Source organism: Mesorhizobium sp. LHD-90, assembly GCF_030929505.1.
Taxonomy (GTDB): domain Bacteria; phylum Pseudomonadota; class Alphaproteobacteria; order Rhizobiales; family Rhizobiaceae; genus Kumtagia.
In genome coordinates this window covers 327,766-347,953 of record NZ_JAVFVV010000005.1, presented here as the reverse complement: position 1 = coordinate 347,953, position 20,188 = coordinate 327,766, and the positions used below count along the sequence as shown (strand labels likewise).

The 20,188-nt window shown below is 66.4% G+C and carries 11 protein-coding genes; 1 reads left to right on the top strand and 10 read right to left on the bottom strand.

Annotated features, from left to right (window positions below):
- Positions 1–6: 6 nt before the first annotated feature.
- From RB623_RS09375 to RB623_RS09340, 8 genes are all read right to left on the bottom strand, one after another.
- Entirely contained in the window at positions 7–441 is a 435-nt protein-coding gene (locus tag RB623_RS09375) for a hypothetical protein (RefSeq protein WP_308056512.1), read from the bottom strand.
- Positions 438–4,601 (bottom strand): hypothetical protein, encoded by a 4,164-nt coding sequence (locus tag RB623_RS09370; protein WP_308056511.1) that lies wholly within the window; start codon positions 4,599–4,601, stop codon positions 438–440. The genes RB623_RS09375 and RB623_RS09370 overlap by 4 nt, the downstream gene beginning before the upstream one ends.
- A 620-nt stretch (positions 4,602–5,221) precedes the next feature.
- A complete protein-coding gene (locus RB623_RS09365) occupies positions 5,222–6,361 on the bottom strand; it encodes a MoxR family ATPase (RefSeq protein ID WP_308056510.1) in 1,140 nt (379 codons plus the stop codon).
- 2 nt (positions 6,362–6,363) lie between these two features.
- Positions 6,364–8,109 (bottom strand): hypothetical protein, encoded by a 1,746-nt coding sequence (locus tag RB623_RS09360; RefSeq protein WP_308056509.1) that lies wholly within the window; start codon positions 8,107–8,109, stop codon positions 6,364–6,366.
- A gap of 77 nt (positions 8,110–8,186) precedes the next feature.
- Positions 8,187–9,452, bottom strand: a complete 1,266-nt coding sequence (locus RB623_RS09355; RefSeq protein WP_308056508.1) for a S8 family serine peptidase — start codon at positions 9,450–9,452, stop codon at positions 8,187–8,189.
- A gap of 76 nt (positions 9,453–9,528) precedes the next feature.
- Positions 9,529–10,515 carry a DNA/RNA non-specific endonuclease gene (locus RB623_RS09350; protein ID WP_308056507.1) on the bottom strand — a complete coding sequence of 329 codons (987 nt, stop codon included), beginning with the start codon at positions 10,513–10,515 and terminating at the stop codon, positions 9,529–9,531.
- Positions 10,516–10,547: 32 nt separating this feature from the next.
- Positions 10,548–13,352 (bottom strand): S8 family serine peptidase, encoded by a 2,805-nt coding sequence (locus tag RB623_RS09345; protein WP_308056506.1) that lies wholly within the window; start codon positions 13,350–13,352, stop codon positions 10,548–10,550.
- Between the two features lie 760 nt (positions 13,353–14,112).
- Positions 14,113–15,507, bottom strand: a complete 1,395-nt coding sequence (locus RB623_RS09340; protein ID WP_308056505.1) for a YcaO-like family protein — start codon at positions 15,505–15,507, stop codon at positions 14,113–14,115.
- 218 nt (positions 15,508–15,725) lie between these two features.
- Here RB623_RS09340 and RB623_RS09335 point away from each other — a divergent pair, with 218 nt between their 5' ends.
- The gene (locus RB623_RS09335; protein ID WP_308056504.1) at positions 15,726–17,750 is read left to right on the top strand and encodes a BTAD domain-containing putative transcriptional regulator; all 2,025 of its coding nucleotides are present in this window, start codon (positions 15,726–15,728) and stop codon (positions 17,748–17,750) included.
- A 17-nt stretch (positions 17,751–17,767) separates the two neighbouring features.
- Here the strand turns inward: RB623_RS09335 and RB623_RS09330 are convergent, their stop codons facing one another.
- Together RB623_RS09330 and RB623_RS09325 are read right to left on the bottom strand one after the other, a co-directional pair.
- The gene (locus RB623_RS09330; protein WP_308056503.1) at positions 17,768–18,172 is read right to left on the bottom strand and encodes a hypothetical protein; all 405 of its coding nucleotides are present in this window, start codon (positions 18,170–18,172) and stop codon (positions 17,768–17,770) included.
- Positions 18,173–18,189: 17 nt separating this feature from the next.
- Positions 18,190–19,923 carry a peroxidase family protein gene (locus RB623_RS09325; protein WP_308056502.1) on the bottom strand — a complete coding sequence of 578 codons (1,734 nt, stop codon included), beginning with the start codon at positions 19,921–19,923 and terminating at the stop codon, positions 18,190–18,192.
- Positions 19,924–20,188: the final 265 nt, after the last annotated feature.

Below are 20,188 nucleotides of genomic sequence, written 5' to 3'. Positions count from 1 at the left end.
TCGCTTTCATTTCGCCGCCGCGCCGCCGGTTGGCCCCGGCGCCGCGTTCAACGGCGCCTGGGTAGCAGGATTGTCGGGCGGACCGGCCTGGACGGGCGGCTCTTCAAAGCCCTTGCCCGATGACGCCGGCGGTTCGCCGGCCTGTGGCGGCGGTTCGTCGGCCATCGCCGGAGGCGGCTCGGCCGGCAGGCTCTGTCCGGATGCGCCGATATCGGCTGAATTGCGCGGCGCGGCCTGCCAGGCTGCATTCAGCGCGATGCCCGACAGAACCAGGGCTATGGCGCCGAAGGCGGCGGCGAGGCCCGACGCACCAAGCAGCGCAAGCAGAAACGACCAGAGTCCCGGATACGAACTCGACGCGGGCGGCCGGCGCCGCGGGATGGGCGGATCGTCCTCTACCGCGTCGGAGGACGCGATGTCCGGATCAGGCGCCGCGCTCATGCGAGGACCCTCTCCTCTTCGCTGGCCGCCGCCTTCGTCCTCGGTCTCGCCATCCTCGGCCTCGCCGATGCGCCCCCAACTGGGCCCGCCTCGACCGCTTCAGCAAGCAGGACCGGCTCGACCGCGTTACCGAACATCATGAAGCCGAAGACGAGTCCGAGGCTGGGCAGCGCCGCCACCACATCGGCAATGGGCGACGTCAAATTGGGATCCGCTCCTCCGAACCAATCGGGAAAGGCGGCAGCGAGGTATCCGACCAGCGGCCCGGACAGAGCGACCGCACCCATCACGCCGCCGAGCATCGACAGATGGAGTCTGAGCGGATGCTGCACACGCACCACCATTCCCAGCGTGAGCGAAAGGATGGCGACCGTCACTCCGGTCGGCACATAGTCGAGATAGGGGTCGATGCGGATCGAGACGCCCGACACGAGGTCGAGGACAGTCGCGATGGCGATGGCCGCCCAGAGGGCAATGACGGTTGCAAGCCAGAGCATGAGGGCACGGGTCGAGAACAACGCAACCAGCCAGCCGGACCGCACGGTCCGCGCAATCGGCACAGCCGCATAGGCCAGCAGCAGATCGAGCGCCGCGCCTAGCGTAAGCCCGAGGGAGAGCTGGATGTTCGTATCGGCGAGTTCAACGGTCAGCCTGTCGCCGTACGCCAGCGCGGCGGCGATGTGCAGGCCGATCGCGGCGAGCACCTGCCGTCGCGGCAGTCGCATCGCACCGATCAGGACGAAGGCCGCCGCCTGCACGATGCCGGGCAGGATCGTGAATCTCACGCCGGTTTCCCCACCGTCATTGTCCGTCCAGGTGTCGACGGCAGGCGCCAGCAACGCGGCGAGGCCGAAGACCAGCGCGAAGACGATCAAGGGATTCGCCGGCCATCCGCCAAGGCCGCCGCCGAAGCGGAGCAGCGGCCGCAACAGCTCCGGCTCACGCGCGAGACGCAGCAGCAAAAACACCGTCGGGATCATCCAGAAGCCGCCAGGCGTGGACGTGGACAGAAAGCTCGCGGCAAACAGGAAAGGCAGGAGGCCGATGAAGATCGGCCGGTCCGCGTCGGGTCCGCCACGGATGCCGAAGACCATCGCCACGGGCAGTGCGAGATAGGAAAGCGAGTGCCAGCCCGACCCAAGTCCGAACAGCGCCCGCTGCAGCCACGCCACTGCTGCCTCGACGGAGCCGATCGCCAGGACACCCTGCGCGACAACGTCGTCGGACTGGCCGGCGATCGACAGGTCCATGCCTGCGGCGGAGAACCAATCCGGCAGTGAGCGCGGCACGACCGCCACCAGCCACAGCGCCGGGACCGCCCACCAGGGCGATTGCATCCAAGACCGCCCGGCGGATGCCGGCGCTTCTGCTTCGACGGGATAGAGCGCGAAGGCCAGGCGGCATAGGAAAGACACCGCGAGAAAGATAGCGAGCACGGCGGCGGCTTGTCCGGCCAGTCCGAACCCTGGCGTGAGAACGAGCTCCGGGAACCCGACGGCGCGATTTTCGATGAAAGCCGCCACCGATCCGAACGGCCACAGCAGAGCGGTGGCGACCACATAGGAAACAAGCGAGGCGACCGCGCCCGCCAGCGCGGCCTTGAGCGCGAGATCGACCCAGTCAAGACCGTAGCCGAACCGCCCGAGCAAGTCGAAGCCGAGGGTATCCGCCACATAGTCGTGCAACCGGAGCAACCGGTCGGCAGCCCGCTTCTCGGCGATCCACCTGGCGAGATACCAACCGGCCACGGCAACTGCGACTCCGGCCACTCCCCATCCGAACAGTCCCATGACGCTGGAATACGGGAAGAACAAAACCACGGTCCCGGCCAGCCAAAGGAAGACGGACCGCCTTGCCGCCCCACTGAAGCTCTCGGCGGCAAAACCGATGTTTGTTACAACAGCGCATATACCCATGGATGTCACATATAGGATTACTCCAATGTATTCAGGATCCCGAGACAATATTTCACTGACCAAAATCAAATCGATAAGGCCCGCAAACAGAATCCCAAGCAATAACTGCCATGTTATCGACGAAATAATGAACATGACAAGCGCATTGAATTTCTGCCGACTTGCAGACATAAACAGGACAACGACACATGTAATGAACGTCAGGATAAATGCATCGACTCCACTCGTAGCGCTTGTGGTGACGTAAAGAACATACAAAGCTGCGGAAGCAGCCCCGAGCACAAATTGATGCTTGTGAAACTCGACAGGACGCTTGCCGACCAACTCCTGCTTGCTATTTATATGTATCCTTCGGGATGTAACAACAAAGCATATTACGATAATCATGTTTAGTAACGTATAAAATATGGTAAATATGTCGAATGGAACGTTCGAGCCATCCTCCAGGATACTGGAAAGGATATGGTATGAAATTACATGACTTAGGAGCGATGTGACGATCATCGCCGCTAAAACGTTCGATGCGCCTTTTCTGTCGATAAAATTCAAGGTGACGGCGCACAACGAAACAGTGGCGATCAAGCTCAGGCCGAGCCCGATCTCCGCCAGGATCGCAGCAAAGGCAGTTATTTCGCCAGTCTCCCGTCCAAAAATTGAATTCAGCAGAGAATTTACCGCCCTCAGCGCCCACGGCGCGAAGGCAGCGGCGACCACGGCGGCGACGGTGAAGCCCAGCAACCCAAGACGCATCGCCGGCGTCGGCCGGTCGGACTGCGGCAGGTCCACCGCCAGCTTCTCCGTCGCGATCTCGCCGCTTTCGAGAAAGGTAAGGAACAGCCGCTCCTCTACCAGCGATCTCGTCTCCGGCTCGGCTGCTGCGCGCAGCAGGCGCAGGCGCGACAGCAGGTTTTCCAACCCCTTCGGGGCGCTGTAGACCGGCGCGCTAAAGGAATCCGGGGTGCGGTCCAGGCATTCTCCGGCGAAGGCCGTCAGCTTTTCCCGCAATTCGGTCCATCGATCCTTGCGATCCTTGCGGCCGCCCCGTTCCGCCTCCGCCAGAACTTCCTTCTGAAAGCACCGGGCAAGGTCGGAGCGCAGCCAGTCCGGCATGCGCCCGGCGCGGAACCAGGGCAACCGGGCAAGGCGGGCAAGCCGGGTCGCGCTAGGCGCGTGTCCGGCGGCGGCCTGCCAGAGCGCCGGGGTGAAAGCCGGGTCGAGCCGGGGAAACAGCGCCAGAGCCGCCATGCCGGCGCGCGCCCGCATCGGGAAGTCGTCCGCCGCGGCGGGATCGCCGGGCGAATCTCGCTCGACCTCCTCGCCGATCGGCGCGCAGGCATAGGCCATGACGCGACGCGCCAGCCGGTCACGGAGCGCCTGGTCCGGAGCGATCTCGCTCGCCAGTTCGGCGCGGTCCAGCTCCATAAGCAGCGGATCGTGGCCCGGAGTGGCCTGGGCGATTATGCGACGGTCCGCGGCTTGCGGCCGACGGCCGGTGATGACGGCCTCCACCGCCGCCTCGAGCCCGGCCTCGGGGCTTTCGGCGGAACCGAGGCTGATGACAACGAAACCGGCGTCCAGCAGCGACTGCTCCGCCGGACCCCAGCGGTCCGGCGGCGAAGGCGTCACCAGGATCGGCGGGTCGCGGAAGGCCGGAAGGACACGAGGCTGACGCCGTTCCTTGATCACCTGCGGCTGGTGATCCACGAAGGGCGGCGCCTCCGGCTCGCCGAAGAACGGCTTGACCATCCGCAGCGTGTTTCGCTCGTACGGCTCGAAGAAACCTCGGCCGGTGCCGACCACCACCACCCTTGCTCCGGGATGACGGCGGGCGAGTGCGGAGAGCGAGACTACCGGTTGGCCGCCGAAGCGGCGGCCGACCGCTTCCAGCACGTCGGGGACCTCCCGGAATTCATAGCGAAGCAGATCGGCGCCGCCGTCGCGCAGACGTTTTGCCAAGGCGTCAGCAAGGGCCGACAGATGGTCGTTGCGGCTGACGCGGTCGACCAGCATGAGGCAGTCGGGGGTGCGCGACTCCAGCCCCTTCCGGATGGTCGGATAGCCTATCGCCCTGATCGAGGCATCGACGCTGCGCCGTATGTCGATGCGGTGGCCGGCTACCCGGACCGGCCGGCGCAGCAGCCGTCCCGCCCGCCGCACCACCGCGGTCGGAAACAGGATCTCGGCGACCCTCGGGGTCATCGTCGCGGCGATGGCGCCGTGCGCGGTGTCGCGCGTGATCCGCATACTGCGACCGCGCCTCGCGCTGTCCCACCAGACCATCGCGATGGCGAGCACCGAGAGGACGGCAAACAGGCGGTGCAGTATGTCGGTCAGGAAAAGCCTGGCGAGCCAGTGCCAGAAGCTGGCGGAAGCGTCGGGAGATGCCGGCGTTTCGACCGCCGGCGGATCGACGGCCACCTGATTGGCGGCTTCCGGCACCATCGCCACCACAAGCACCGCCGCAACGGCGACAGCCAGGATCAGGGCCGCGGCCAGCAGCAGGCGAAGCCGCAGCGTTCTTGCCCGCGCCAGCCATCCGGGCGGTTCGTTCGACGCCTTCGGTTCTGGCTTCTCCTGTCCTGCGACGGCCCAGAATGCCTTCACCGCGTCGCGCGCCGCCGCCTGCGCCTCGCCATTGACGGCCAGCAGCGGCATCAACACGTCGGTAGCGTCGTCCGCCCGTTCGAATTTGGCGCCGCGGCCGGCCAGCGCCGAGAGCGCGATGCCGAGCCTGATCAGGCGGTCGACCCCGAGCACGACGCCCGGGATCTTGCCGAGCGTGGAAAGCAGCGCCTCTATGTCGCCCGGGCCACGGAGGTCCGTCCAACGTTGCTGCAGCGAGTCCGCGGAAGACATGGCATCGCTCACCGCGCCAGCGCGATCGACGGAAACACCGCCAGCGCCTTGGCGAGGTCGTCGGCGGTCTTCACCAGGACGCCGAGCAGGGCCTTGATCAGGTCCGGCGGGACCGCGCCCGCGGTTCCGGCCATCGCCTGCCTCAGGCCGGCCGCGGTTGCCGGCGACGCGTGCATGGCGCGCGCCAGCGCAATGTATTCGGCGGTGCCGGGGACGCGGGAGGAGCCTTTCACCCGCCTGGCGACCTCCGTGCCGATGGCGAAGGCCGTGTCGGCAAGCGCGTCGGCGCCGCCCGGGTCGAGGCCGTCGACAAGGTGGAGATGCGCCGAGACGATTTCCCGCATGCGCTTTTCGTCCGGCATGGCGATCTCGTGGAACACGCAGCGCCGCAGGAAGGCGTCGGGCAGATTGTTCTCGGCATTGGTGGTGGCGACCACGATCGGCCGCGAGCGCCGGCGCTCGGCGTCGTCCCTTGCGGCATCGCGCGTCCCGATCTTCAGCCCGAGCTCGTCGATGGTGAAGCGCATCGCCTCAAAGCTCTCCAGCAGGTCGTTGGGCGTGTCGCGCGGAGCCTTGTCGATCTCGTCGATCAGCACAACGGTCGGCGCTGGGGTATCCGACAGGGCGTCGCGCGGCTGAAGAAGGTCGCGGATCAAGAGCGGGCCCGGCTGCCGCGGCGTGTCGCCGACGATTTCCCAGATGCGCCCCGGATCGATGACCGGATCGTCCGTGGCGGCGTCGAGCACCTCGGCGCCGCCGCCGCAAGCCGCCACGATCGCGCGCCCCAGCGCCTCGAAGCGCAGGAAATCGCGCAGCGGGCGCCCCTTCTTGTCGTGGAAGCGGCCGAGCATGTCGAACTTGTAGAGCAGGTCGCGGCCGGACGTCTGGGTCGTCACGGTGAAGCGGACCGGCTCATGGCCCTCGCCGAACAGGCGCGAGGCGATGTGGTAGGCCGCGCCCGTCTTGCCGACGCCGGGAAGGCCGCTGAGCAGCAGCGGCTGGCCGAGCAGCACGGCGAGGGCCGCTGCCGTGGTGAGGCTTTCGTCCGGCAGGTAGGGGCGCTTCTTCATGCCCGCTGCGCGCGCCCCGAACGAGGCGCCGTCGAGCCGCTTGTCTAGCAGGCCGCTGTTCAGGTCCAGACCGTCCAAGATTACCTCCCCAAGCGAAAGTTGAGCGTGTCCAGCCCCGCCTCGATGTAGCCCAGCCGCCTTCTGCCGGCCGTGAAGGGCGGGTGCATCGCCCTGCCGATCTCGTCCGCGAACTGGGCGGCGGCGCGAACGTGCTCGCGGCACCAGTCGCGGAAATCCTCGAAATAGATCTCATCCAGGACCTGGTCGTAGACCTCGCAGTTCAGGCCCTCCGGCGACGGGCATTCCTCCCGGAACAGCGCCGCGACCCGGTCGATCAGGTCCTGCGCCAGCGTGACGGCTTCTCTGGGGTCCGCTGCATCCGGCGAAGACAGGCAGACGGCGAGCACGGCGACCAGCGGGTTGGCGCGCTGGAACGAGACGCCGGACGGCGCCGTCGGCTGCAGCCTGGCCCAGTCGGCCAGCGAGCGCATCACCGCCTGGAGCACCGCGACCGTGCCGCCCTGCGCCTTCCCGGCCGCGTCGAAGAGATCGCGATCTTCGATGTCGAACAAAAGCAGGCGGTGGCTCGCTCCGCTCGCCAGCCTCTGCGCGATCGTCGGCTCCGGCGGGTTCTCGCCCGGCGCGCGCGCGCCGACCTGCTCGGCAACCTTGCGCAGGATGCGTTCCATGGCGCCCCTCATTCCGCTGATCGTGATCGAGCGCGAACCGGCGACGAAAGTCTCCACGTCGAACAGCGCGTCGCTGCCGCGCGTGCTCTCCTCCTGCAGCCTGCGGCACAAGGCGCCGTGGCCGTCCCACTGCGTGGCCACGAAGACGTAGAGGTAGCCGGGCGGACGATTGCGCCGGAAGCCGTCGAGATAGAGCTGCACAGGCTGCTCGCGATCCAGTCGGTGGAGAAGGTCGCGGGCGCGCTGGACGGGATTTCCCACCGCATCCGGCCCGGCCAGGGGCCGGCCGTAGCGGTCCTGCGGGACCAGGGCCCAGAAGCCCGCCGCGTGCTGGTCGATGCCTGGCCGGGGGATCGGAGCGATCGTCAGGATCTGGCCGTCGTCGACGTTGAGCGACCGGTTGAGCGTGCCGTAGATCTCGACCAGGTTCGCGTTTTCGTCGTTGCGGTATACGGATGCGCCGGACAGGCCCGCGAGCGGATTGGGCATCTTCTCCGTCGCTTCCCAGACCCGATCGGTGTTCACGAAGATGATACCCAACGCCGCCGGCTGTGCCTGCGGAACATTTCCGAGGAACGGCATCGCCGCCGCGAGGTCTGCCCGCCCGGCGTTTCGCGCCAGGGCCTCCAGGGTCGAATACGCCGCCGCCGGATAGCCGATGAATTTCGCCAGTGGCGGAGGGTTGCCCGCGACACCGAGGCGGACCGCCTCGGCGCGCTTGGCAAGCTGATGGCGTTCGAAAAGATCGTAGAGCCCGTCAAGCTGGTTGTCGTCGATGCCGCGCCCAGCCTGCGCCGGTTCAGGGTCGTCGACGTCGAGGGCGATCAGCGCGATGTCGGTTGCGTCCCTGCCCGCATCCGACCCGGGCGGCGGCCACACGAGCCGCGCCGGATATTCGGTTTCCGGCGACCAGGTCGCGCCGGGCATCGCCCTGCCCGCCACCTCGAAGCGGACGTACAGCGACAGGCTGTCATGCGGCGGCACCACGCAGCCCGGACCGAAGCCACAGACCACGTGCAGCGCCGTCAGGATCAGCCGTGGCGTGATCAGCAGGCCGGTTCCGGTCTCGTCGGAACCGCCGCCGGTCTCGCGCAGGACGAACACGGTCAAGTCGGCAATGGGATCGGATGTCGTCACCAGCACCCCCACGGATGCCCCGTTTGCCTAACATATAGAAATCATAGCACGATCAGCCGCCGCTCGCGGCTGAAACTTCAGCTCTGCCGGCGCCGCGCCACACGGCGCGGCCGCACCGCGGGGGGCGCCTGCACGAGGCCGAACCCGACGTCGTCCCGTCCGAAGGCCGCTCCAAGTCCCTTCGCGGTCGACCTTATGCGCTCGGCAACGCCGGCGGCGCTGAACCCGCCATTCTGCTTGAGTTGCTGCGCCCACAGTGCCGCCACGCCGGCGACATGGGGCGTCGCCATGCTGGTGCCGCTATAGGCCACGAGGCCGCCGCCCCGCTTCGCCGAGAGGATGTCTTCGCCCGGCGCCGAGACCGCCGCGCCTTCGTTGGAGAAATCGGCGACCCGGTAGGTCCCGTCTCCATTGCGTCCAAGTGCAGCGACCGACAGGAACATCTCTCCGGTCGCCGGCGGCGCGACGATGATGGTGTAGTCGGGCCGACGGCTCTCATTGCCGGCCGCGGCGGTCACCAGGCAGCCGGTCATCAGTCCGTCATGCCCGACCATGGCGCGTGAGAGCTGGTCGAACAGCCGCGTGTTGAGCCGGTATCCGGCCAATGCCAGCGACGTCGCCTGCTCGGGCGCCATGCCGTATTTGTCGGTCAGGATTTTCTGGTAGCCGGGGAAATCCATGCCCAGCGACATCGAGATGATCTCGGCGCCCTCGAGCTGCGCCCAGTGGATCGCCTTGACGATGTCTTCCGACGAGCCGCCGGTATCGCCCAGCACCTTGCCGATCAGCGCGCGCTTGACGCCTTTCGCGACGCCGATCCGGCGTCCGTCGACGTCCCGACCGAAAATCGTGCCGGCGCAATGGGTCCCGTGTCCGTCGACGTCCTCCGGCGGGTCGGCCGTGAAGTTGCGGGGGACGATCTCGACACCGTCGAAGGCCGGATGCGCCGCATCGATGCCGGTGTCCAGCACCGCGACAGTGACCCCTTCTCCCGTGAACGGGCTGTCGTGGGCGCCCACCGCCTCGATGCCCCAGCCCGTGGCCGGGGCATCGGCGGCCGCATGGCGCGGCGTCTCGAAGGCGCGGATGAGCGTCACCGGCATGCGCGGCGCGATCGACAGGACGGTCGGATCGGCCGAACGGCGGGCGCGCTGCCCGGCGTCCATCTCGTCGACCTCGACGCTAATCTCCTCGGCCCGGGCGCGCAGTGCGCGATTGCGCGCACTCGCACTGGGGCGCAGGTTGGACACCAATTCGCGGTCACGCCCGGCGCCCGCGCTCTCCGTTGCGGGGGCGCTACCAACAGGCGCCCGCAGCACCACCATTTCCAGCTTCATCGCCATGTTACTCTCCTGTCTTCGAAAGTTGCTCCTGTTGAATTCCCGCCTTGAATCGTACTGTGCCGCGCGGCTGGCGCGGCTACACCCGTATGTCGCTCAACACCCTGATTTCCGAGGAGATGGTCAGGCCGCCCTCGAGTTCCTCCTCGTTGGAAAACCCGTCGAAATTGGCGAGCGGCCCGAACGAAAGGCCGGAAAGCTCTTCGACGTGCCTTACGCTTCGCTGATAGGTCTTGTAGGCGCCGAACGCTGCTTCCAGTTCGTTGAGTTCCCGTTCCTGCCGCACCACGTAGGCGGTCGCCGACGGCCTGCCGTCATCCGACAGGAACGCCACGACCTTCCAGAATGCTTTCGGAATCAGGGCCTCGCGATAGCGAAGGTCCGTGCCCGTCAGCACCGGACCGGTGAACACCGAGCACCGGTCTTTCCAGGCACGCGCATTCTGCAGGATGTAGTTCTCAAGCCCGAGCCACGTCTTCTGGTTCACCACGTCCATCTGCGGCGCGCAGTTGGTGAAATGGAAGGTATCCTCATTGGCGACCAGGGCGTCCGGCCCCCAATTCGGATCCTCGCGCCGCACCAGATGGCCGCGGTCGAGGCGGTTGCCGGCATAGAGCGCCTCGCCGAGCTGCGCTTCAACCGGCAGGCGGCCGTCGAGCGACCATTTGTCGTCCCTTCGCTCGATCGACACCGAACGCTCGCCTTCGATGTTGACCGCCGTGAACATCGCAATGCGGCGCGACGCAGACATCACAATGGAGAAGTTGCGGTAGTCGAGCCGTCCACTCGCGTCGCCGCCGACCGGCGACACATCGCGGGACCGCGCGCCGACAGGCTTGGCCATGTCGACCTGGAACCCGGCCAGGAAATCCTTGTCGAAACCGTTCCGGCCGGCGAAAGCTTCCGGCGGCGTGATGCGGGGCCGGGCCGCCCGCTCGGCGGCGGCGCCTTCGAGCCTGACATGCGTTTCGAGCGCGGCCGCGGCTTCCGGTCCACGCAGCCGCCGCATGTCGCGCAGCCGCGGCCTGCGGTCGATCTTGACGGTAATCGGTCGGGGCGAGTTCATGATCGTTCCTCCAGACAAAGATGCCAACGAGGTCATGCGGCGTCGAAGAAGGCCCCGAACGAGGCCAGGTCGAGCAGCCGGGTTTCGTCACGCACCACCGTGCGGATGCCGGAAAGGTCGTGGGCGAGATTCTGGCGCAGCGTCTGGCCGCCAAAATGCAGGCCGCCGATGCGATAGGGATGGCGCAGGCTGATGACCGGGGCGCCGGAATTGCCCGCCAGCGTCGTGGCGTCGTGGCTGAACGCCCAGCCGCGCTCGTCCCCGACAATCTCGCCGGGCTTGTTCGAGACCTGGCCGGGGCTGAGGTACTTGGTCCCATATTCGTCGCCGAACAGTTCCCAGAACCGGTCCCAGACGTCGATCGAGACCTCGCCCGTGTCGGGGTCGATGGCGGCCGAAAGCCCTGGCTTGGCCGGATAGCCGACGACGATGAGCCTGGACTGCTCGGGCGATTCCATGAAGAGCGGGCCCGAAGGCACCGGGCCCGGCAGGTCGGCGCCGGCCACGTTGGTCGTCTCCACTTCGAGGAGGGCAACGTCCAACTTTCCGACGTCGGCGAATTCGCCGATCTTCCAGGGACCTGCCGTCAGCACGCTCTTGATGGCAAACCGGCGCGCCTCGTCCTTCGCCGCCTCGTCGAAGCAGATCGATACCGACGCATTGAGCAGGAATGCCTGATGACCGTTGGTGGAGGGAATCGGTTCGGCAAAAGCCTCGATCACATGCCGGTTGGTCATTACCACGCCCTTTCCGATGACCGTTCCGGTGCCGACATGCGAGTGGCCGTCCGGGCCGGCAATGTCGATCCGCCCCACCGCATCGATGAGCGGCTTGAGCACCTTGCGCGGCGGGCCGAGGTCGCCCGCCCAATGTTCAAGCTGCGGATCCTGCGGGTCGATCATGCCGTTGACGACCCTCAGCGCCGGCCGGTCGGTCAGCCGCACGATCGCTTCGGCCGTAGCCCGCGCCGCGCCGATCGACTCGGCGCGAATGTTCGCGCCGCGCGCCCAGGCGTCGACGACCTGCTCGGCCTGGGCCATGATTTCGCGGCGCGTCCTGTCGGCGGATTCCGTATTGGCGATGCGCGCGCTCTGGCGGTTGAGCACGCTTTCGATTCGATCGAGCATGTCCTTCTTGCCCGAGCGAGCGAGCAGCTTCCGGACGGTGACCGGAGGAGGCGTCTCGCCCCGCAAATCCGGCGCCCCCCGGGGAACCAGCCTGGCCGACGGCGTGCGCGGCCCGATGAACGGGGTGAGCGGCGTTATCGCGGTTCGCGCCGCCCCGCTGCCAAGCAGCGCCGCGCCGAGGCCGGAGGCTTTCAGGGCGGCGGCAAACGCTTGGCTGGGCCGGGGCGCGGCCGGGCTTTCGAGCGCTCCGATGCGCTTGGGGTCCGACCTTTGCCGGTGATCCAGCGCGAGAAAGCCGGCTTCGGCGACGAAGCGCCGCGAATCGGGTATCGCCTCCAGCAGCGGCTCGCCCGGGTTGGCATTGCGCCGCGACGGCGGCGCCGGGATGTCGGCGAGCGGCATTGCAAGCAGCCGCTCCGCATCGACTATGCCGGCGCCCATGGATTTCGACGGCCACCTGGCGGGTTTGCGGGACGTCTCGCGCACCGCGGACCGGAACAGACTCTGGACCGTGATGTTGCGCTTGCGCGCCTCGGCGCGGACTGCTTCCGGCGAGTGCTTCGCCAGCCACAGCGCCGCGCAGCCAGCCGTTATCGCGACCGCGAAGGAGGTGCCCTGGCCCGGTTCGACCAGGGACTTGTCGGTATCGGACGGCCAATGCCGGCGCGCCACGTAGACATTTTCGCCCGGGGCCGAAATGTCGACCTTCGGTCCATGAGACGTGCCCTTCCAGGGCTGGTCGTCGACGTCCACGCCGGCGACGGCGATGACGTTGGCGTCCCAGGCGGGATAGACGACGGCGTGCACGCAATTGCCCGCGGCCGCGAGTACGATCATTCCGGCATTGACGGCCCGTTCGATGGCGCGCCGCAGGTCGGGGCCTTCGATCGGCCCTCCCAGGCTCATCGAGACGATGCCGCAGCCGACAAGCCGGGCGTGGTCGATCGCCGCTGCGACCGCGGCGCCGCTTCCGATGATGACGGAGTTGACACAGCGGATCGGCACCAGCGTCGCGCCGGGGGCCACGCCGACAATTTCGAGCGACGGCCGGCTCACAGCCGCGCTCGACGTGGCGGTGCCGTGGCCGGGCGACCCCATCGACGGGGACAGCGGATCGATCGGCAGTCCACCGCCGGCGATCACATCTGTGCCCTTGCGGATGTCGATCGCGCCGTCCAACTCGCGGTGGTCGGCCACGCCGGTATCCGGCTGGCCGATCAGGATGCCCTGCCCGGTCGTGCCGAAAGCCGCCCAGGCCCTGTCCGCCTTCACGGCCGACACGGCCCACCGCCGCTCCGGCGGCACGGCGGCGTGCGACTTGCACAGCGTCCAGACGATGCCGCCGACCGACTCCGGCGGAAAGTGGCCGAGTTCGTCGTCGGCGATCCAGCCTGGATCGACGTCCGGGACGCAGGAGGCCAGACCGCAATCGTCGACGAGATGCTGCGCGACGTCGAACAGGAAGGTTGAGGATTGCTGCCGGACCACGCCGGGGAACTGCAGGACGCGGACAAGCGGGTCCTCGCCCGGCGGAAGCCGAAAGAAGGCGAAGCGGTCGCTGCCGATGACCCCGGCGAGCTTCCGCCTTTCCACCTCCGGATCGGGGACGTCACGGTATTCGAGCGTAAACCGGATGATGCCGGGCGTCAGCGTTTCGGAAGCGGGATTGCTTGTGGCCGCGGCGGCGGCCTCGAGGAACTGGCGATACATGTCCTGTCTTCCTTTCGCGGCGGCCCGCCTGACAGGCTGGCCGAACCTGACCTCGAAGCCGGCTATCGCCGATCGGCCGAGAACCCGGTCCAGCGCCGGATCACCTTGCTCGATATCGAGATCTTCGTTCCGTTTCCTTGGCGGCTCCGGCTGCCGACCACGCGCGACAACGTCACAGCGCAGGGCTGCTTGGCCAGGAGAACCGACAGCAGGCCGCCACCGCGGCGGCAAGCGGTGGGCAACCGGATGCTGCCCACCGCCCGTCCAAAACGAGCCCTGCTCGCCATGCGAGCCCCCCTCGCTTCGAACCTCTCTCTGTTCGATCGATGCTGCTGATTGGTCAAAACCGTCCCGCCATCGCTCTTGGCTGCCCCCGGCGCCAAATCTCCGGCACAGTTACGCAACGTCACCGTGAAGTGAGCGTGAAGCCCAAATCACGCTGAGGCCGGGATGTTGGCCGGACGCTCCCGGCTATATGCCCTTTGGCGACACCCTCTCCGCGGCGGGGCGATCGTCCGTGCTTTTTGGGTCGGCTCGGTCCACCACTTTTCGCGGAGCACCTGCGGACGTTCGGGATCGTGGCAGTCCAATCAAACCGAATCGGCCTGTGCTGTCGGTCCGAAACACCCAAAGGCGCCGTCGCGCCGGCCGCCCGAGGGTCCGCGCCAAACCAGTCATGCGGCTGTCGAGAGCCGCGCTTCACATTCCATTGAAATCGCTTGACTTTCCAGACTTCTCGCGGAGTCCGGCAGGCCAGTGCCTACACTAGCAGCGGCGGCGGCTTTCGCCAATCGCGCCGTCCATATTTCGTCGCCCAGCCGCGCTGTTGCGGCAAATCCCAGATGCGCCGGCAGCCCCATCGTGGCTTGAAATGGGCCAAGCCGGCCGATATCGCCTTCACCACGGGCACACCGATCTCGGCGCGCGACAGATCGGCAAACCAGACATCCGAGCCTGCTTCCGCCATTTCCCCGATCAGACCGGATAGCGTGCCGGTCCGGCCCGCCGGCCGTTTCGAGGGCGGGCCGTCGGCGCCGGCGACAAAATCGAGCGCGCCAAGATTGGCCTGCCGGAGCCACCGCGCCATGCGGCTGTCGCCGGCCGCTAGCGGGCCGTCCGGATCCACCTCCCGGCGAATCTCATAGGCGTCGATCGCCAGCTCCGTCTGGATCATCTCGAGAAACGACGCCCTGACCGCGTCGCGCAAGCAAAGGGCGGCGGCGAATCCCAATGCGACACGCTCGCCGTTGGGCCCGCATGAAACCGCGGCCACGGCGCGACAGTTGCGGAAGGTGGAAATGTCCAGAAACCAGGCCCTCCGCCCGGTTTCCTCGCCATGTTCGGCCAGTGCCGAAGACAGTTTGGCATCGTCCAGGCGATCGGGCGCGATGCGTTCGCGCCGGCAGCCGCGCCACCACCAGATGCCGGTCGCGTCGCGCTCCGCGATTTCGAGGATCGCGCGCAGCCGCGCGTCGTCCATGGAGCTTCCGGCGGCGCAGCCGTTCGAATCGACGTTCATGCTCTTGTCGCCATGGACGGCCTCGCCGAACCGCCCGAAGCAGAGGAACGCCGGGCAACGGGCGGCTTTCGAGCCAGTCGCGTCGCGCACCGTCGTCCACAGATCCGCCTTCCTTATCTGCCGCGCTGGCGCAATCGCGTCCCAGCCATCCCAAAACCGGTTGAAGTCCTGCCGGTTGCGTATCTGGGCCGCGGAAAAGCCAAGCACGTCTCCGGCTGAGACCGCCGCCTGCCGATCCAGCACCACGTCCCCGACCAGGACCTCCCGGTCGGTCGGGCGATACATCCAACTGCTGACTTCCGCCGCCTCGCCGAGGCAGCCCAGCACCGCCGGCGCAGTCGAAAAACCCTTGCCGCTGACCGTAACCTTTTCCGGCCCATCAGTGCCTGGCAGGTCGATATTGCTGGCGGCCAGGCTGCCTCCGGGAACCTGGAAAACGTCGACGGCCATGCCGCGAAGCGCCGCCAGAGCGAACAACCGCCGGCTGGAGAAATCGGAGGCCGCAAGATCCCCGCCGAACCCCGCGCTTGCTATTTCGGCCGCAACAGCCGGGTCGATGCCGCGAGACAATTCCCGGGCGCAGCCGATCGACGGGTGATTGGCAAGTACATCCCAGTGACGTTTTTCCAGCCGCAAACCGGTTGTCCACTTAACTCGAAATCGTTTCCGGTATTAGATGGGAGCAATGGCCCATTGATATTCGGACGGCGGCCGTCTGCAAATGGCACTTTCTGTGTTTCCGATACCCATCTACCGGCGGGTATGCTGTGCTTCGGTTCTCGGAAACCACCATTTTCAGCCCGCCCTCGATACTGACAGGCCACGGCGGGCGCAGGCGCGGGATGTCGATAGCATTGGTTGAAAAACTTGGGGAAGAAAGCGTTTCCGAGAAATGCCTTGAAGTCAGGCTTCTCGGCAGCTTCGAGATGCGCTGCGCCGGCAAGGTCCAGGCCTTCGACAAGCGCAAGGCTTGCGCCATCCTCGCATACCTGCTGCTCAGCGAGCAAACGCGCGAAACGCGCGGACGCCTGTCGGCGCTGTTGTGGAGCGACAGGGACGAGGAACATGCCCGCGCCTCGCTGAGGCAGTCGATCCGCGACCTGCGGCAGATCGAAATCGATACCGGCCTCGACTTTCTTCTCGTCGACAAGCTCTCGGTGGGGGTCGACCGAAGCGTGATCAAGGCGGACGTCTCGGAGGTTCAGCGCGCCCTGGCGGAACGGGATTTCGCGGCTGCCGACCGCTTGCTGTCGCGGCGGGGAGAGTTGTTTTGCGGGGGCGTTGAAGATTGCGATCCCGTGTTCGACAACTGGCTGAGGACGACCTCCACCCATTGGTGCGACGGTCAGGTGCAATCGCTGTCGAAGGTGCTCGACGGTCCCAATTCGACGCTCGCCGAACGGAAGGCGATCGCCACCTGCATTCTGCGGCTCGATCCATTCCACGAAGCCGCCGCGATCGAAATGCTGCGCGCGCTTCACCGGGAAGGTGGCTATGCGCGGGCGCGTGTCTTCTTCGAACGCTACGCGGCCGATCTGCGCTCGGAACTGGATATTTCGCCATCCCGCGACATCGTCCGGCAACTGGAGCAGTTCAGGTCGGCGCGCGAAACACCAGACGCCGGCGCAGCGTCCAGCACCTATGACAATGCCGAGTCGTTCCCGAATTTCATCGAGAGGCCGACCATCGTCCTCGTCACCGAAAGATACAAGGCGACCGACGCGCATGTGCAGTTCGCCCTGGTGAGCGAACTTTCGGCATCACTCTCACGTTTCAGGCACTGGACGGCGATCCAGGCCGAACTCGATCGCGATGTGCTCCGCTCCGGTTCGATCGAGGCGCTTCGCGCAGCGGCCGGCGGCAACGCGGATCTCGCCGTCGTGATAACCGCGTCGGATGACGGGCACGGGCACGCCTTCGAAATCTCGTGCCGCGCGCTGGCGTCGGGCGACCTTCAGTTTGCAACGACGGCGCCAGCCGAACCGTCGGCATGGAGAACGGTTTTCAACGAGATATGCGCGCAGGTAGCCTCCCGCCTTCAGCTCGTGATTTCCACGACGCGCCTGCATCGCATCGCCGAACAGTCGCCCAACTACATCTCGGCCTATGACAGTTGGCTGGACGGGCAGAGGCTCTCCATCCTGTGGCGCAACGACACCGAGGCAGCGGCAATTGCCCGCTACGAGGATGCCATTCGCCTCGATCCCCGCCTGTCCTGCGCCTATTCCAGCCTGGCCGCGATCCTGAACTCGCGGTGGATCGTCCTGCCGGGTTATCCGCTGGACAGCGCCGATCTCGATCGCGCCTTCGACCTGGCCAAACAGGCGGTCATGCTGGATCCGCTGGATCATCGAAACCAGGTGAACCTGGCCTGGAGCCATCTACTGGCCCGGCGCTGGGAACTGGCGGATTTCCATTTCCGCCTCGCCCACGACCTCAACGCAGCCAATCCGTCGACCCTGATCGCCTATTCCCTGGCGAGCGGGTTCATCGGCAATCACGAGCGCGCGGTCGAGTTGGCACGGCGGTCGTTCGAACTCAATCCGCTGCACGAGCCGCATTACTACGGCTATCTGGCGACCGTATGTTTCCTGGCGGGCGATCTGCAAGGCTGCCTGGATGCGGTGGAAAAGAGCGACGGCCTGTTCCCGGACATCCGTGGGTGGTCGGCGGCCGCAAATGCCCTGCTGGGCAACGACGCGACCGCCGGGGCCGACTTCCGGATGTTCCTCCGCAGTGTTACCGCCGCGTGGCACAATGGCGAACGCCCGACGCGGCGGGCCGCCATAGATTGGTTCAGAAACGTATTCCCCATCCGGCTCGACGCCGATCGGGAGCGCCTTTGGCAAGGCATCGACCGCGCCGCCAGGCTGGCCTGACGCGGCCGGCGCGACAACTATTTGCAGCGCGACATCACATAGTCGCCCAGGCGGCTGCGGTAGCCTCGAAGCCGGTTGGCCTTCTTCTCCTCAGGATTCGCGCCGGAATTCGGATTGAAGGTGTAGTGCGCCGGGAAGGGATAGTCCTCGCCGTCGCCGGTCTCGGGTGCAATCGTCCTGACGGTCTCTTCCACGTCGCCGGTGAAGGGGAACGCGATGTTGACGACATTGTCCTCGTCGAAATGCGGAACGATCGTGATCTCGTCCCAGCTCTTGCCCTTCGGCGTCATGAAGCCACTGAGAAGGCCTTTGATCTCCGACTGCGAGCCGGTCTTGAATATCTTCACCATTTCAGGGTCCTTGATCGCCCGCTGGATGAATTCGCCGAGCGCCTCGAACTGGATGTTCTCGAACTTTGCCATATTGCCCTCCTTGATTTTCAGGTTGCGTTACCGGTTCTGCGATGTCCCCTGGCGGAAAGATCGGGACGAACAGTCCGCTCAAGATAGCCGTTCAGGGTTTCGTCCGGGACGAGCCTTTCGTCCGCCAGGCTGAGAAGGCCAGCGAGAGTGCGAGGCTTGACCGCCCACGGCAGTTGCACGTGGATTTCGCTATCGCTGGCATTGAAAAGCGCCGCCGCGACGGTGGCGGCGATGACATAGGATCCGACGGGCCCGAGATGATTTCCGTCGTCGCCCAGCAGCGAAGCTTCCTGCAGCACATAATAGGAGAGCGGCGTCTCCTCCAGGAACTGCGGATGGGCCTGCAAGGCGCGTTCGAGTTCGGCGGCATGGAAACTGTGGCGCTGCCTGCATTTCTGCGTCGGCAACATGTCGCTGCCGGTGAGCACCTTGACCTCGCCGCATTCACGAGGAAGCGCCGCCGCGACGGCGGCGGCGACGCGCTGCCCGGACGGAAGCCCGAGGTGATAGCAGCGCCAGCAATCCATGAAGGCGATCGAACGCGGGGTCCCGTCGAGATCGGCCGCATGCTTGACGACCGCCAGTTCGTAGGTGAGGAACGGACTAATACGCCGCGCCTTCACCAGATCCCCGGCGCCGCCGAGCTCGGCGAAGCGGTGCCAGTCCACCGCCCAGTTCGCCCGGATCGGAACGTCTCCGTTCGGGCGCTGGCTGGAGAACGACAGGACCTCCCGCAACGAGCTTGGATCCCCGTCAAAGGTCTGATTGACGCGATAGCGGTCGCGAACCATCGCGTGCGCGAAGCGCGAGGCACCGAACGAGAATTCCAGCGGAAGGTCGGCGAGAGGCTCAAGCGAGGCCAGACCCGGCCCGTGAAAATCCTCGCCCTTGAAGAAATGCTCCCAGACCGGACCGAACAGGATCCGGCGCAGATAGTCGTCGACCACGACGCGGCGATAGGCGCTGGTCAGATAGGCGCGCGCTCGCTCGAAAGCATCCTTCGGAGACACCGCCTGGCGCTTCATCTGCACGTCGATGAGACGGTTGTGCACCTGCATCAGCGTGCAATGAAGCTGCGAAAGAATGAGGTTGTCGTCGTTGCGTGGATCGGCCACCAGCGGGCGATAGGGCGCCTTGCGCCCGCACACGCTCATATAGCCTCCGGCCCCATCGATGCGCGGCAGGTCACGCGCCCTTTCGACGGTCCCGTCCACAGGAAGATTGACGGTGCGGTCGCTGACGGCCGGCAGGCCCAGGGGAAACCGGCACAGCGTCGGATCGGTTGCGGAAGCCCAGTCATAGAGATGCGGGTCGACGACCGGACCGCGACCGTACAACCCGGACAGGTCGATGCTGCCGGAGGAGGCGTTGCGCATCGGGCGCTCCCCTACCTCCCGAGCCGGTGCACCGAAGATCCGGCTGAAGACCATGTCGTGGAAGACGAACTGGCCAAAATAGGTGAAGGCGGAGGGTATGTCGCTGACATCGGAAGGATCGATCGGGCCTAGCATCCGGCTGGAGATGGCAGAGATCGCCTCCTGCGTGCGTTCTACCGCCACGCTGTCGTCGTCGGACGAGATAAGGCTGATCGGCCTGCCGGCCAGGCTTGGAAAGAGAAGACGTTGTCGCAGGACTTCGCCGGAACTCGAGCGCGCCGATTCGACGGCAGGGCGTGCGCTCATCCGTTTCGTGCTGTAGGTTCGCCGGTGATTGACCAGCGTCTCGTAGTCCGCGTCGTCTCCGTGTCGCATCGCCCCCTCCACCTGTTCAGGCAGGCCTTTCATTTCTCGGCAATATCCGAACCGGCCCAATGCAATGCCGGCCCGGCAAGCCGCAATGCGGGCGAAAACTGCGCCGCAGCGACACGCCTAGCAAGCGAAAAGAGCGGAATGCTGCCCTGCCGGCGCCTCGCCCGGCGCCCGCTGGGTTCCCGCGCGCAAACAGGCGAGATGAAAAATGGGACGGATTGTGCAGGAGGCCACAATCCGTCCCGGCAACCGGCCGACCGAGCGGCGC